Below are 14,497 nucleotides of genomic sequence, written 5' to 3' on the forward strand. Positions count from 1 at the left end.
GGTGCCCCGCTGGGTCCTGCACCTCGACCTCGACTCGTTCTTCGCGTCCGCGGAGCAGCTGACCCGTCCCACGCTGCGTGGGCGCCCGGTGCTGGTCGGCGGCCTCGGGCCGCGCGGGATCGTGGCGGGCGCGAGCGGGGAGGCGAAGGCGTGCGGGGCGCGCTCGGCGATGCCGATGGGCCAGGCGCGGCGCCTCTGCCCGCACGCCACGGCGCTGCCGCCGCGCACCGCGCTGTACCGCGTGCTCTCCGAGCGCTTCTTCGGTGTCGTGCGGGCGTGGGCGCCGGTGCTCGAGCAGGTCGCCTACGACGAGACCTTCGCCGAGCCCGAGGCGCTCGCCGACGCCGATGCCGACGACGTGCGCGCCTTCGCCGAGAAGCTGCGGGCCGAGGTCCGCGCGGTCACGGGGCTCGCGGTGTCGGTGGGGGCGGGGTCGGGCAAGCAGGTCGCCAAGATCGCGTCCGGGCTCGCGAAGCCGGACGGCGTGCACGTCGTGGCCCAGGGCGGCGAGCGCGCGCTGCTCGACCCGCTGCCGGTGCGCGCGCTGTGGGGGATCGGCCCGGTCGCCGAGGCCACGCTGCACCGCAGCGGCGTGGAGACCGTCGCCGCGCTCGCCGCGATGGACGCCACCGACGTCACCGCGCTGCTCGGGTCGGCCGTCGGCACCGGGCTGCACCGGCTCGCCCGCGGGCTCGACGACCGCCCGCTGGTCGAGCGGGGCGAGGCCAAGCAGGTCAGCGCGGAGACCACGTTCGACGAGGACCTCTCGGACCTGAACTCCGTCCGCGCCGCCGTCGCCGAGCTCGCCGAGGGCGCCCACCAGCGCCTGGTGGCCTCGCACCGGGCCGCCCGCACGGTCAGCGTGAAGATCCGCAGCGCGTCGTTCGGCACCACCAGCCGCGCCGAGACCCACCCCGACGCCACCACCGACCTCGCGACCCTGACCGACACCGCCCAGCGCCTCGCCGTCGCCGCCCTCCCCGACGCCGGCGTGCGGCTGGTCGGCGTCTCGTTCTCCGGGCTCACCACCGCGGTGCAGGAGGCGCTGTTCCCGGGGACGCCGACGCCGGAACCGACGCCGGCGCCGACCCCGGAGACCCCCGAGGAGCCCGAGCCGGAACCCCGCCGCGAGTGGCGCACCGGCGACGACCTCGCGCACACCGAGCACGGCCACGGCTGGGTGCAGGGCAGCGGGCACGGCCGCGTCACCGCCCGGTTCGAGACCGCGACCAGCGGTCCCGGTCGCGCCCGCACGTTCGCCGCCGACGACCCGGCGCTGGCCCGCGCCGACCCCGTCGACAGCCTCAGCTGAGCGCCGCGTCCACCAGGAGCCGCGCCGCCGCCTCCGTCGCCGCGGGCACCCCGGGCTCGGCGGCGACCGCGTGCGTCACCAGCGCGCCCTCGTGCAGCACGAGCAGCTGCCGGGCCGGCGTCTCGGCATCGGCCACGCCCGCCCCGGCGAGCTCGGTGGCGAACAGGTCCCGCAACCACCGCTTCTCGTCGCGGATGACGGCGAAGGCCGGGTGGCCGGGGTCGTCGATCTCGGCGAAGGCGTTGACGAACGCGCAGCCGCGACTCGTGCCCTCCGCGACCCAGTCCGCCAGCACCGCGAACGGGGCCAGGACGCGGCGCGCCGGCTCGCTCTCCGCCGCGACCGCGGCGCTCACCCGCGCGCGCCAGCGCTCGTCGCGTTCGCGCAGGTAGGTCGCGACGAGCACGTCCTTGGAGCCGAAGCGGTCGTAGAGCGTGCGCTTGGTGACGCCGGACTCCGCGGCGATCGTGTCCACCCCGACCGCGTGGATCCCGTGCGCGTAGAAGAGCTCCGCGGCGACGTCGAGGATGCGCCGGGCGCCGGGGGTCATGGTCGTCATGCGCTGCCTTCACAGATCTGTGTAGTGTGAGGACTTCACAGACCAGTGTAGTCGGAGGTGGACATGATCCCGGAGACGATGAGCGCGGCGGTGCTGACGCGGCACGGGGGGCCGGAGGCGCTCGAGATCCGCGAGGTCCCCGTGCCGCGACCCGGGCCCGGCGAGGTGCTGGTGCGGGTGGCCGCCGCCGCCCTGAACAACACCGACCTCTGGACCCGCCGCGGCGCCTACGGGCTGCCCGGCGACCCGGACGCTCTCGCCGGCTGGCGGGGCCCGATCACCTTTCCGCGCATCCAGGGCGGCGACATCGCCGGCGAGATCGCCGCGGTGGGCGAGGGGGTCGACGCGGCCCGCGTGGGCCGGCGGGTCGTCGTCGACAACGCGTTCTACGAGGGCGACGGCCCGGACGCCGGCCCGATCGGGCTGCTCGGCAGCGAGGCCGACGGGGGCTTCGCGCAGTACGTCGTCTGCCTCGACGACCGCGCCCACGACGTCGGCGCCTCCCCGCTGTCCGACGAGGAGCTCGCCTGCCTCCCGGTCGCCTACGGCACCGCGGCGGGGATGCTCGCGCGCGGGCGGATCACGGCGGGCGAGACGGTGCTGGTCACCGGGGCCTCGGGCGGCGTGGGCCTCGCGGCCGTGCAGCTCGCGGCGGCCCGGGGCGCGCGCGTGGTGGCGCTGACGGCGCCGGGCAAGGAGGAGGCGCTGCGGGAGGCGGGCGCCGCGGGCGTCGTGCTCCGCGACGCGGAGCCGGGCGCGGTCGCGGACGCCGTCGCGGCGGAGGCCGGCGGGCCGCTCGACGCCGTCGTCGACGTGGTCGGCGGCCCGCTGCTGCCGGCCCTGCTCGACCGCATCCGCGACGGTGGCCGCTGGGTGATCGCGGGCGCGATCGGCGGCCACACCGTGGACCTCGACCTGCGCCGGCTCTACCTGCACAACGTCAGCCTCGTCGGCTCGTCGATGCACACGCGGACGCACTTCGCCGAGCTGGTCGCCGACGCCGTGGCCGGGCGGGTCCGCCCGCGGATCGCCGCGCGCTACGCCCTCGCCGACCTCCACGCCGCGCAGGAGGAGTTCGCCGGCTCCGCCTACGTCGGCAAGATCGTCGTCATCCCCTGAGCGCGAAGGCCGCCCGCAGCTCGTCGACGAAGTCGCGGGGGACCTCCAGCGACGCGAAGTGGCCGCCGGCGGGCAGGACGTTCCAGTACTTCAGGTCGGTGTAGCGCGCCTCGACCCACGCGCGGGGCAGCTTGACCATCTCGGCGGGGAAGTACGACACGGCGCTGGGCACGGTGACGGGGCTCGAGACGTCGACGCCGCCGAAGCTCTCCCAGTACAGGCGCGCCGAGGAGGCCCCGGAGCCGGTCAGCCAGTAGATCGTCGCGTTGTCCAGGACACGGTCGCGGGGCACGCCGCCGAAGCCGTCGCCGTCGGTCCAGACGACGAACTTCTCGGCGATCCACGCGAGCTGGCCGGCCGGGGAGTCGACGAGCCCGTAGCCGAGCGTCTGGGGGCGGGTGCGCTGCTGGGCGGAGTAGCCCGAGCCGATCTTGCGGAACTCCTCGCTCTCGGCGAGCCAGCGCCGTTCGGTCTCGTCGAGGCTCGCCTCGTCGGCGCCCTCGGGCCGCGGGGCCCGCGGCATCGTCGTGTGCATCATCGCCACGCGGTCGGGGTGACGGACGGCGAGCTGGGTGGTCACCATCGCGCCCCAGTCGCCGCCCTGGGCGAGGAAGCGCTCGTAGCCGAGGCGGGTCATGAGCTCGGCCCAGGCGTCGGCGATGCGGTCGACGCCCCAGCCGGGCCCGGTCGGCTTGTCGCTGAACCCGTAGCCGGGCAGCGACGGCGCGACCACGTGGAAGGCGGGCAGGGAGTCGTCGCCGGGGTCGGTCAGGGCGTCCAGGACGTCGAGGATCTCCACGACCGAGCCGGGCCACCCGTGGGTGACGATCAGTGGCTCAGCGTCACTACGTGGTGACCGAACGTGCAGGAAGTGGATGCCGAGACCATCGATCGCGGTGCGGAACTGGCCGCGCCGGTTGAGCTCGTCCTCGACCCGGCGCCAGTCGTGCTCCTCGAGCCACGCACGGCACAGCTCGGTGACCGCGTCCAGGCCGATGCCCTGGCCGGGGTCGGTCGCCGGCTCCGGCAGACGGACGCGGCGGAGGCGTTCTCGCAGGTCAGTGAGCTGCTCCTCCGGGACGTCGAGGACGAACGGCACGACCTCGTTCGACGGATTCCCGGCGGGAACGGGTGCGTCAGCGGCCACGACACCGCACCGTATCCATCCGCGGGCGGGCCCGCCGAACGATCCCGATCAACAGGTCCGAACGCGTGGCGACTCGACACGCCGACGGCTGGTGTTCGTGACCCGAACGAGCCAACTTCGCGTCGAGGTGTCACACCGGGCCCCATGGTGGCGATGCACGAGGTGGAGGTGATCAGCGTGCTGAACGATCGATCGGCGGCTCTGCTCGCGGCGGCGGCGGACCTGGACGAGTGCGACGGGTACGTCGTCCTGGTGTTCGACCCGGAGACCAGCGAGCTCGACGCGCACGGGCCGTACGAGGGTGTCGAGGCGACCATCCGTGCGGAGGAGATGCGGCGCGAGTTCGACGGCGACGGCCTGCCGGACGTGGTCATTCGCATCTCGCGGCTCCACAGTCCCCGCTGACGGGTACACGTCCGTCTGACCGCGGCGTCGACGGACGGGAGACCCCACGCATGGCGGACGGACCCACGGTCCGGGAGGCCTCGCTCGAGGTGTTCCGGGCCCACGGCATGACGACGGTGTTCGGCAACCCGGGGTCCACGGAGCTCCCCATGCTCTCCGAGCTCCCCGACGACTTCCGCTACGTGCTGGGCCTGCAGGAGGCCGCGGTGGTGGGCATGGCCGACGGCTACGCCCAGGCCACCGGCCGCCCCGCCCTGGTGAACCTGCACACCGCCCCCGGCGTCGGCAACGCGGTCGGGGCCCTGGTGAACGCGGCCGCCAACGGCGCGCCGCTCGTCGTCACCGCCGGACAGCAGGTCCGGCCCATGATCAATCTCGAGGCGCTCCTCACCAACCCGGACGCGACCGTGCTGCCCCGGCCCGCGGTCAAGCTGTCCCTCGAGCCCTCCCGGCCGCAGGACGTCCCCGCCGTCCTCGCCCGGGCGATCCACGCGGCCACGACACCGCCATGGGGTCCGGTGTTCGTGTCGATCCCGATGGACGACTGGTACGCCGAGGTCGACCCCGCCACCGAGGCGGCGGGGTACGTCGCGGGCCGCCGCGTCCACCAGCGCGCGGCGCCCGACCCGCTGGGTCTCGACCCGATCGTCGAGGCCCTCGACACCGCACGGGCGCCGGCGCTGGTGGTCGGCGGGGACGTCGACGCCGCCGGCGGCTTCCACCATGCCGTCGCGCTCGCGGAGCAGACGGGCGCCGCCGTGTTCGCCCCGCCCGTGGAGGGCCGCGTCGGCTTCCCCACCGACCACCCGCAGTTCCGGGGCCCGCTGCCGATGGCGATCGCCCCGCTCGCCGAGGCGCTCGAGCCGTACGACGTCGTGCTCGTGGTCGGCGCGGCGGTGTTCCGCTACTACCCGTACGTGCCCGGGCCCTTCCTGCCCGCGAACACGCGGCTGTTCCACGTCACCGCCGACGCCGACCAGGCGGCCCGCGCGCCCGTGGGCGACGCGGTCGTCGCCGACCCGGCGCTGACGCTGCGGGCGCTGCTCGAGCGCGTCGGGCCGGGGCCGTCGGACCGGGCGGCGGTGCCGCCGCGCGCCGCCCTCGAGGCGCCCCGGACGGCGGGTGAGGGGCAGCTCACCGCCGAGGAGGTCTTCGCCACCATCGCCGGGGTGTGGCCGGAGGACGCGGTGCTCGTCACCGAGGCGCCCTCGCACCGCGGCACCCAGCAGGCGCGGCTGCCGATCACGCGGCCGGGCAGCTCGTACTTCACGGCGTCGGGCGGGCTCGGGTTCGGGCTGCCGGCGGCGGTCGGGGTGGGGCTCGCGGAGCCCTCGCGCCCGGTGCTCGCCGTGATCGGCGACGGCTCGCTGCAGTACTCCGTGCAGGCGCTCGCGACCGCGGCGTCGCTGCAGGTCCCGGTCACCGTGCTCGTCCTCGACAACCGCGAGTACGCGATCCTCAAGTGGTTCGCCTCCCGCGAGCGGACGCCGAAGGTGCCCGGGCTCGACCTGCCCGCCGTCGACCACCTCGCGCTCGCGCAGGCCTACGGCGTGCCGGCCGAGACCGTCGACACCGTGGACGCGCTGCGCGAGGCGGTCCGGCGCGGCTTCGCGGGACCGGGACCGCGGCTGGTGCACGTGCCGGTGCCGGCGTCGGGTGCTTGACCTCGACCTTCCTCCAGGTCCGAACCTGACGGGCACCACCGAAATCGACAAGAGCGTGTCGGGCCCCCGGCGTAGCGTCGCGACGGCGTTCGCCGAACGGTTCGGCGCACAGGAGAGGACCGCCGGTGAGCACGCAGACGACGACGCGACCGTCGGCCGGGAGCGAGGCCGACGACGCCGCGCCGGCGGTCGAGGTGGCCGATCTGGTGAAGCGCTACGGGCGCAGCACCACGCCCGCGGTCGACGGGCTGAGCTTCGCGGTCCGGCGCGGCGAGGTGTTCGGGCTGCTCGGCCCCAACGGCGCGGGCAAGACGACCACGGTCGGCGTGCTGACCACGCGGGTCACCAAGACGGCGGGGCGCGCGACGGTCGCGGGCATCGACGTCACGGCCGACCCGGTGGCCGCGCGGGCCGTGCTCGGCGTCGTGCCGCAGCGGCCGAACCTCGACCGCTCGCTCGACGCCCGCGGCAACCTGGTCTGGCACGCCGCGTACCACGGGGTGCCGCGCTCGCGGCGCCGCGCGCTGGCCGACGAGCTGCTCGAGCGCATGGGCCTGTCGGAGAAGGCGACCACCAACCCCGACGAGCTCTCCGGGGGCCAGGCCCAGCGGCTGATCATCGCGCGCGGCCTCATGCACGCCCCGCAGGTGCTGTTCCTCGACGAGCCGTCCACGGGGCTCGACCCGCAGGCCCGCCTGTTCGTCCACGACCGCGTGGTCGAGCTGGCGGCCTCGGGCGTGACGGTCGTGCTCACCACCCACGACATGGACGAGGCGGCCAAGCTGTCCGACCGCGTCGGCATCGTCGACCACGGCAGGCTGCTCGCGCTCGACACGCCGTCCGCGCTGGTGGCGGGCCTGCCCGGCGAGGCGACGATCGACCTCGTGCTCACCGGGGCCGACGCGGGCGCGCTGCAGGGGCGGATCAAGGAGGTGCGCGGCGTGGCCGGGGTGGAGGACCGCTCCGACGAGAGCGCCTCGCGGCTGCGCGTGCGCGCCGACGGCGAGGCCGGTGCCGCGCTCGCCCCGGTGCTCGGGGCGGTGGCCGACGGCGGCGGCACCGTGACCCAGGTCGAGCTCGGCGAGCCGACGCTGGAGGACGTGTTCATCGATCTCACGGGAAGGGGCCTGCGGTGACGCGGAGCGGTCAGACGAGCACGCCGATGGGGAGCCGGAACGGATGACGCTGAGCGCGCCGACGACGGCGACACCGAATCGGGCGGGGCCGGGCCAGGGCCGGGCGTTCCTCGGGGTGCTGGGCCGCGACATCGCGGTCACCGGCAAGGAGTTCGGCACCTTCATCAGCCAGGTGCTGATGCAGCCGTTCTTCCTGCTGTTCGTGTTCGGCGTGGTGCTGGGCCAGCTCGGTTACGTGACGCCGGGCTACGCCCAGCTGCTCCTGCCCGGGCTGCTCGCGCTGAACGCGTTCTTCGTGGCCGTGCAGGCCACCGCGATCCCGCTGGTGATCGACTTCTCGTACACCAAGGAGATCGAGGACCGCCTGCTCGCGCCGCTGTCGACGCGGCTGGTCGCGGTCGAGAAGATCGTGTTCGGGGCGTCGCGCGGCCTGTTCGGCTCGCTGGTGATGATCCCGGTCGGCTACCTGGTGCTGGGCAACGTCGACTGGCAGCTCTCGGGGCTGCCGTTCTCGGCGCTGCTGCTGGTGCTCGGCTCGCTGGCCGGCGGGGCCGCGGGGCTGTGCATCGGCACGCTGGTGTCGCCGCGGAAGATCAACGTGGTGTTCGCGCTGGTCATCACGCCGCTGCTGTTCACCGGCTCGACGCAGTTCCCGTTCCTGCAGCTGGAGAACCTGCGCTGGTTCCAGGTGGTCTGCGCGCTCAACCCGATCACCTACATCTCCGAGGGGCTGCGCGGTGCGCTGACGCCGTCGGTGCCGCACCTCGCGGGGTGGGTGTGCCTGCTGGCGCTCGTCGCGTCGTGCGCGCTGTTCGGGGCGATCGGCATCCAGGGGTTCGTCCGCCGGGCGCTGGACTGAGGGTGTCGCCCTGGGAGGCGTTGCGGCGCCGGCTCGCGCCGGTGCTCGACGGGCTCCCCGCGGAGCCGCGGCGCGGGGAGCCAGGGGCGCTCCCGGTGCTGGCGCACCTCGACGACGCGCTCGCGCGGGCGGGCGAGGAGGTCGACGCCGAGCTCGCCGGCCTCCTGCGCCCGCTGGCGACCGGCGTGGCGTGGGGGCAGACCGCGGCGTACGTCGCCGACCCGCCCGACCCGTCGTTCCTCGCGGGCTACGCGCACGCGACGCTCGCGCAGGCGCCGGACGTCGCGGCCGGGCTCCTGCTGCTCGGGCCCGGCGTGCGCTACCCGCCGCACCACCACCCGGCCGAGGAGCGCTACCTGCCGACGGCGACGATCCGCTGGGTGCACGGGCTCGACGACCCCCCGGCCCCGGAGCCGGCGGGGACCTGGATCCACCATGCGCCCTGGCAGCCGCACGGGATGGAGACCGACGACCGCGCGGCGCTGATGGTCTACGTCTGGACCGGTGCGGTGGGGACGTCGTCGACGTTCTGTCGAGGTACGAGGGACGGGGTGCCGGGTAGGCCCGGATCCATGCGACACCAGGAGTTCCTCGCAGGCGTCGCCACCCGGGGTGGCTTCGCCTCGACCGACGACGCCCGCCGCGCCGCCGACGCCGTGCTCGCGACCGTGGCCGCGCACCTGCCCGCCGACGACCGCGACGCGCTCGCGGCGGCGCTGCCGAAGCTGCTCGAGCAGGAGTCCGGCGTCGACCGCCAGAACGACGGCGGCGAGCCCACCGAGACCGGGCTCGTCGACGAGGTGGCGCGCCGTACCGGGTGGCCCGCCGAACGCGCCCGCTACGCGCTGACCGCGGTCACCGGCCAGCTCCGGGCGGAGGACGGCGACCTCGGCGACCGGATCACCCGCGTGCTGCCGCCCTCGCTGCTCGGCTCCGGGCCGACGCTGCCGCCCGACGCCGCGTCCGAGGGCGCGCAGGGCCGCCCGCAGCCGGTCGACGCCGACGAGCTCGACCGCACCCTGCAGGGCGAGCTCACGGAGTGGTCGGGCGACCGCAGCGGCATCGAGCGCACCGTCGCGCTGCCCTCGGAGCACCTCGACCTGCTGCTCGAGCGCCTGCGCGCCGTCGAGAGCGAGACCGGCCGGCGGCTGCGGATCCTCGACCGCACACCCACGACGCTGACCGTACGCGCGCGGACCGAGCGCCAGGAGGTCGTCACCGTCGACGACCTCGACCTCGCGGCCCGCTTCGACGACCTCGTCGCCACCGTGGGTTCGGCCGCCTGACGCTCCGCACGTGAGTCGAATGGGTCGCCGGGGCGACCCACTCCACTCACCTGGGCTTCGCCCGTCAGACCACCGAGAAGCCCGGGGGCAGCGGGGCGCGGCCGGTGAGCGCGTCGAGCAGGAGCCGCCCGTGCCCCAGGCGCACGCCGGTCCGCGCGAGCACCGTCGCCACCTGCGTGATCGTGTGGTCGGTGAACGCGACCTCGAGGCCCGTGGCGGCGGCGATGTCGTGCCCGTGCACCACCAGCTCCACGGTGCGCGTCGGCACGTACGACGCGACGCGCAGGCCGCCGGCGATCGAGGCGATCAGCGCGTCCGGGTCGGCGGCGCGGGCGGCCGCGACGGCCCGCCCGGCGAGCGCGGTGAACGCCGCCGCCGGGTCGTCACCGAGCGCCGCCCCCGCGTCACGCCCCCGCTGGGCCACAGCCGCCTGGTCGAGCCCCTCGCCGGTCATCGAGGGCAGGAGCGCGTAGTAGCCCTCCGGCGAGTCGATGTCCTCGGTGTCCGCCGGGCGCTCCAGGTAGGTGAGCACGGTGACGAACGAGCGGCTCGTGTGCCCGACCAGCGCGCGCAGGTCCCACTCCCCGAGCCCCGGGCGGTCCCACGCGTCCTCCGGTATCCGCCCGACCAGCCCGCTGACCGCCTGCGCCGCCTCGGCGTACCCCTCCAGCATGTGAGTGATTTTCTGCCCTATAGGGCAGGAAATCACTCACGGAGGCCGGTCAGTCCTTCAGCCTGTCGGCGATCCGGGCGAGCCGGGTGCCCTGCACGCGGGCGGCCTGGAGCGCGGCGTCGTCCGGTTCCGCCGACTTCCGCGACACCCACGACGCCCCGTACGGGTTGCCCGACGACATCAGCGACGGGTCGGCGGCGTAGCCGAGCGGCATGACGAGCGCGCCCCAGTGGTAGAGCACGTTGTTCATCGACAGGATCGTCGCCTCGAGCCCGCCGTGGCCCGTCGAGGCGCTGGTGAACGACGTCCCGACGAGGCCCGCGAGCTTGCCCTGCGCCCAGAGGCCGCCGGTGGTGTCGAGGAACGCCTTGAGCTGCTCGGCGCTGTTGCCGAAGCGGGTCGGGCTCCCGAGCGCCAGGCCGTCGGCCCACTCCAGGTCGTCCAGCGAGGCGACGGTGTCGTACGGATTGTCCTCGACCCACGCCTTCCAGCGCCGGTTCGCCTCGATCGCCTCGGCCGGCGCGCGCTCGGCGACGGGGCGGACGCGGGTCTCGGCGCCCGCCTCGCGGGCGCCCTCGGCGAGCGACTCGGCGAGCTTCGCCACGTTGCCGGTCGCGGAGTAGAAGACGACGGCGATGCGGGGAGCGCGATCGGACAACGGGTCCTCCCGGGTCGGTGTGGAGCCCCGATCATGACCCGTCCGGGCGTCGCCGACCGCGCGGGGTATCGGTGCCGAGTCGGTTCTGATCGCCGCACGAGCCCCGCGAACGCCCGTGACAGGGGAGAATGCGCCCGTGACGACGAGGGAGGTGCGCACGACACCCCCGGACGCCCCGGGGTCCGACGCCCCGGGTGCGCGCGGTCTCGTCGCGCTCTACCGCCGGCTCTCGGGGCTCGTCGCCGCGCCCTCGGTGGACGCCCAGGCCGTCGCGTCGGTGATGGCCGGCGAGCTCGGGGTGCTCGCCGCCGTGGTCGGGCCCGCGGGCGAGGTGCTCGCCGCCGCCGCGCCCGGCATGGGCATCGCCGAGGCCTCGGCCCTCGTGCGCGCCGACGCCCGCAGCGCCGTGTGGCCCCGGACCCTCGAGGTGGCCGCGACCGCCGGGCGCGCCCTGCGCGTGCCGGGTCCGGGGCGCCGCGTGCAGGTCGTCGCGCCGGTGCTCTTCGGCCGCGAGGTCCCCGCCTTCCTGCTCGCCGAGGAGGACACCGCGGCCCGCGACCGCCCCGAGACGCTTGCGGGCGACGACGTCCTGCTGCTCGTCGCCGAGCACGCCGCGACCGTCGTCGGCGTCATCGCCGGACGCGACCGGGTGCTCGCCACCGCCGCGGGCCAGGTGCGCGGCGACCTCGTCTCCGGGCTGCTGCTCGACCGCGCCCGCGACGCCGACCAGGCCGCCCAGTGGGCCGAGCACGTCGGCTACGACGCCGGCGTCGACCACCGCGTCGTCGTCGTGTCGCCCGACGACGACGGCGCCTACGGCGCGGGGCCGGCGAGCCTGCTCGGCGAGGCGGAGGAGCACCTGCTCGCCGCCGCCCCCTCCGCGCTCACTGTCGTGCGCGACACCGAGACCGTCGCCGTCGTCCCCGAGACCGCCGACCCGGCCACCGTCGGGGCCGCCTGCGCCCGCCGCCTCGCGCGCGGCCGCGTGCCGGACCCGGACGCCCAGTGGCCGGTCACCGTCGCCGTCGGCGGCACGGTCCGCGACCCGGGCGAGATCGCCACGTCCTACGACCAGGCCCGCCGCACCCTCGTCGCCGCCCGGAGGCTCGGGCGCGCCGGGCGCGTGCTGCGTTTCGACGACCTCGGCGTGCACCGCCTGCTGCTGCAGATCCCCGACCCCGAGGCGGCGCGGACCTTCGCCCGCGAGGTGCTCGGCCGCCTCGCGACCGACCGCTCCGAGCGCACCGTCGAGCTGCTGCGCACCCTCGCGCGCTACTTCCGCGAGGACGGCAGCCCGCAGCGCGTCGCCCGGGTGCTCAACGTCCACCCGAACACCGTCGGCTACCGGCTGCGGCGCGCCGAGGAGCTGTCCGGCCTCGACCTCGACGCCTACCGCGACCGTCTCGCCGCCCAGATGGCGCTGGAGATCCTCGGGGAGATGGAGGGGTGAGCGAGTCGTTCACCGAGGCCCTCGGGCGCCGCGTGCTGCTGTGCGACGGCGCGATGGGCACCCTCGCGCGCGCCAGCGGCGGGCTCGTCGAGGGCCACGGCGCCGAACTCTGCGTGATCGCCCCGGAGCTGGTCTCGGCGCTGCACGAGCGCTACCTCGCCGCCGGCGCCGACGTCCTGCAGACCCACACCTTCGCCGCCTCGCGCCCCCGCCTCGAGCGCCACGGTCTCGCCCGCCGCGTCCGCGAGATCAACCTCGCCGGCGCCCGCCTCGCCGCCGGCGTCCGTGACACCGCTGGACGCCCGGCCTGGGTCGCCGGTTCCGTGTCGCCCGCGACGCCGCCCGGGCTCGCCGTCCCGGTGGAGGAGGCGCGGGCGGCGATCGCGATCCGCGAGCAGGTCGAGGCGCTGGTCGAGGGCGGCGTCGACCTCGTCGTGCTCGAGACGTTCAGCCGCGCCGGCGAGCTGCTCGCCGCGATCCGCGCGGTGCAGGAGGTCACCGACCTGCCCGTCGTCGCCCAGGCGACCTTCGTCGACGAGGACGGCGACCTCCTGACCGCCGCGGGGGAGTCGCCCGCGGACGTCGTCGCCCGGCTCGTCGACGCCGGGGCCGTCGCCGTCGGCACCAACTGCACGCTCGGCCCGCAGGGCCTGCTCGACGTCGTGCGCCGGATGGGCCCGACCGGAGGGCCGGCCCTGTCCGCGCAGCCGAACGCCGGCCTGCCCCACGTCGTCGCCGACCGCAGCGTGCGCTTCGCCGGCGACGCCGAGCACTTCGCGCGCTACGTGCTGCGCTACGTCGAGGCCGGCGCGCGCCTCGTCGGCGGGTGCTGCGGGACGACGCCCGAGCACACGGCCGCGGCGGCCCGGGCGCTGACCACGCACGACGCCTGGTCGCCCCCGGCGGCTCCCCGTCACGAGCGTGTCGTCCCCGCCCCGCGCGCGGAGCCCGACCCGGCGCCCGCCCCCGACGAGGAGATCGACGAGCCGGGCCCGGGGCGGGGCGCGGTGGAGCGCTGGCTGCGCGGGCGCCCGGCGTCGCGGGAGTTCCTCATCGCCGCCGAGGTCGCCGGCGCCGGCGGCCCCGACGAGCACCTGGCCCGCGCCCGGCGCGCGGTCTCGGGCGGGGCGTCGGTGCTGTGGGTCAGCCGGTCCCGCGCCCGGCGCGCCACCACGAGCACCACCGGCCTCGCGGTGCACCTGCACGACCGCGTCGACGTCGACACCGCGCTCACGGTCACGAGCTGGCAGACCAGCCTGCTCGCCCTGCAGGCGGATCTGCTCGGGCTGCACGCCCTGGGCGTGCGGACGCTGGTGTGCGAGACGGGCAACCCGCCGGTGCACGCCGAGCAGGCCGTCGGCGACGGTGTGTGGGAGGTCGACGGGCTCGAGCTGATGCGCCTGGCCGCCGACCTCAACCACGGCGTCGACGCCGACGGTCAGGAGCTGGGCACGGCGACGGCGTTCCGGCTCGGTGCGCGCATCACGCCCGGTGCCGACGACCTCGAGCACGAGGCCGCGCGGGCGGTGGCGAAGGTCGAGGCGGGGGCGGAGTTCCTGGTCACGCGGCCGGTGTTCGAGGTCGACCGGCTGCGCACGGTGCTCGACGCGCTGACGGCCGCCGGCCGGCGGGTGCCGGTGCTGGCCTCGGTGGGCGCGCTCACCGGCTACGCCCAGGCCGAGCACCTGCGCCACGAGGTGCCCGACATCGTCGTGCCCGACACGGTGGTCGAGCCGATGCGCCGGGCCGGCGACGGTCCCGACGCGGCGCGGACCGGGCTGTCGCTGGCGGCCGAGCTGGTCGCCGAGGCCGCCGCGCTGGTCGAGGGCGTCGTCGTGCGCTGGCCGGGGTCGGCGGTGCCGGGCCTCGACCCGACGACCGCCGTGACCCGGCTGCGGGCCGCCGCGGACGGATCCGACGGGGCCCGCGTCAGGCGCTGACGGCCTCGATGGGCCGCTCGACCGTCCGTTCGATCGCCCGGGGCGCCGGGAGCACCGGCGCGACCGGGGCGCCGCGCAGCCGAGCCACGGTGGCGCGCAGGTAGGCGACCTCCCGCGTCAGCGACGCGACGGTCTCGCCGTCGAAGTCGTAGGACATCTCGCGGGGCATGACCACGACACCGCAGCAGGGGCACGTCGTCGGGTCGTTCATCCGGGTCACCTCGAAGTCGATCGGCGCCTCGCGGGCCTGGTGGACCCGCACACCGTCCAGTCTTCGGGGAGGGACCCC

14 protein-coding genes are annotated in these 14,497 nt (G+C 75.9%); 9 read left to right on the plus strand and 5 right to left on the minus strand.

Annotation, left to right across the window (positions count from 1 at the left end):
• Window position 1 precedes the first annotated feature (1 nt).
• Window positions 2–1,312 (plus strand): DNA polymerase IV, encoded by a 1,311-nt coding sequence (locus WCD58_RS07135; RefSeq protein WP_337701047.1) that lies wholly within the window; start codon window positions 2–4, stop codon window positions 1,310–1,312.
• Here the strand turns inward: WCD58_RS07135 and WCD58_RS07140 are convergent.
• Window positions 1,305–1,871 carry a TetR/AcrR family transcriptional regulator gene (locus WCD58_RS07140; protein WP_337701049.1) on the minus strand — a complete coding sequence of 189 codons (567 nt, stop codon included), beginning with the start codon at window positions 1,869–1,871 and terminating at the stop codon, window positions 1,305–1,307. The two genes, WCD58_RS07135 and WCD58_RS07140, sit on opposite strands and share 8 nt — an antisense overlap.
• A 63-nt stretch (window positions 1,872–1,934) precedes the next feature.
• On the opposite strand from WCD58_RS07140, the gene WCD58_RS07145 reads away from it, so the two are divergent.
• Window positions 1,935–2,990, plus strand: a complete 1,056-nt coding sequence (locus WCD58_RS07145) for a zinc-binding dehydrogenase (protein WP_337701051.1) — start codon at window positions 1,935–1,937, stop codon at window positions 2,988–2,990.
• Here WCD58_RS07145 and WCD58_RS07150 read toward each other — a convergent pair.
• The gene (locus WCD58_RS07150; protein ID WP_337701053.1) at window positions 2,980–4,137 is read right to left on the minus strand and encodes an epoxide hydrolase family protein; all 1,158 of its coding nucleotides are present in this window, start codon (window positions 4,135–4,137) and stop codon (window positions 2,980–2,982) included. The two genes, WCD58_RS07145 and WCD58_RS07150, sit on opposite strands and share 11 nt — an antisense overlap.
• Before the next feature lie 177 nt (window positions 4,138–4,314).
• On the opposite strand from WCD58_RS07150, the gene WCD58_RS07155 reads away from it, so the two are divergent.
• The 5 genes from WCD58_RS07155 (at window position 4,315) to WCD58_RS07175 (ending at window position 9,487) form a co-directional block, all read left to right on the plus strand.
• Window positions 4,315–4,542, plus strand: coding sequence for a hypothetical protein (locus WCD58_RS07155; protein ID WP_243741582.1), 228 nt, complete (start codon window positions 4,315–4,317; stop codon window positions 4,540–4,542).
• 50 nt (window positions 4,543–4,592) lie between these two features.
• On the plus strand, window positions 4,593–6,206 hold the full coding sequence (mdlC, locus tag WCD58_RS07160) for a benzoylformate decarboxylase (protein ID WP_337701056.1): 1,614 nt from the start codon (window positions 4,593–4,595) through the stop codon (window positions 6,204–6,206).
• Window positions 6,207–6,331: 125 nt separating this feature from the next.
• On the plus strand, window positions 6,332–7,342 hold the full coding sequence (locus WCD58_RS07165) for an ABC transporter ATP-binding protein (protein ID WP_337701058.1): 1,011 nt from the start codon (window positions 6,332–6,334) through the stop codon (window positions 7,340–7,342).
• A 43-nt stretch (window positions 7,343–7,385) separates the two neighbouring features.
• The gene (locus WCD58_RS07170; protein WP_337701060.1) at window positions 7,386–8,201 is read left to right on the plus strand and encodes an ABC transporter permease; all 816 of its coding nucleotides are present in this window, start codon (window positions 7,386–7,388) and stop codon (window positions 8,199–8,201) included.
• A 2-nt stretch (window positions 8,202–8,203) separates the two neighbouring features.
• Window positions 8,204–9,487: a dimethylsulfonioproprionate lyase family protein gene (locus tag WCD58_RS07175; protein WP_337701062.1), complete on the plus strand. Its 1,284-nt coding sequence runs from the start codon at window positions 8,204–8,206 to the stop codon at window positions 9,485–9,487.
• Window positions 9,488–9,551: 64 nt separating this feature from the next.
• Here WCD58_RS07175 and WCD58_RS07180 read toward each other — a convergent pair whose 3' ends face one another.
• Together WCD58_RS07180 and wrbA are read right to left on the minus strand one after the other, a co-directional pair.
• Window positions 9,552–10,160 carry a maleylpyruvate isomerase N-terminal domain-containing protein gene (locus tag WCD58_RS07180; RefSeq protein WP_337701064.1) on the minus strand — a complete coding sequence of 203 codons (609 nt, stop codon included), beginning with the start codon at window positions 10,158–10,160 and terminating at the stop codon, window positions 9,552–9,554.
• Window positions 10,161–10,209: 49 nt separating this feature from the next.
• Window positions 10,210–10,818, minus strand: coding sequence for an NAD(P)H:quinone oxidoreductase (gene wrbA / locus WCD58_RS07185; protein WP_337701066.1), 609 nt, complete (start codon window positions 10,816–10,818; stop codon window positions 10,210–10,212).
• A gap of 136 nt (window positions 10,819–10,954) precedes the next feature.
• Between wrbA and WCD58_RS07190 the strand changes: the two genes are divergently transcribed.
• Both WCD58_RS07190 and WCD58_RS07195 read left to right on the plus strand, forming a co-directional pair.
• Entirely contained in the window at window positions 10,955–12,268 is a 1,314-nt protein-coding gene (locus WCD58_RS07190; RefSeq protein ID WP_337701068.1) for a PucR family transcriptional regulator, read from the plus strand.
• Window positions 12,265–14,208, plus strand: a complete 1,944-nt coding sequence (locus WCD58_RS07195; protein WP_337701070.1) for a homocysteine S-methyltransferase family protein — start codon at window positions 12,265–12,267, stop codon at window positions 14,206–14,208. The genes WCD58_RS07190 and WCD58_RS07195 overlap by 4 nt, the downstream gene beginning before the upstream one ends.
• Here the strand turns inward: WCD58_RS07195 and WCD58_RS07200 are convergent.
• Window positions 14,198–14,470 carry a hypothetical protein gene (locus WCD58_RS07200; RefSeq protein WP_337701072.1) on the minus strand — a complete coding sequence of 91 codons (273 nt, stop codon included), beginning with the start codon at window positions 14,468–14,470 and terminating at the stop codon, window positions 14,198–14,200. The genes WCD58_RS07195 and WCD58_RS07200 overlap by 11 nt on opposite strands.
• Between the last annotated feature and the right edge of the window lie 27 nt (window positions 14,471–14,497).

Source organism: Actinomycetospora flava, from assembly GCF_037400335.1.
In the GTDB taxonomy this organism is placed as follows: Bacteria; Actinomycetota; Actinomycetes; order Mycobacteriales; family Pseudonocardiaceae; genus Actinomycetospora; species Actinomycetospora flava.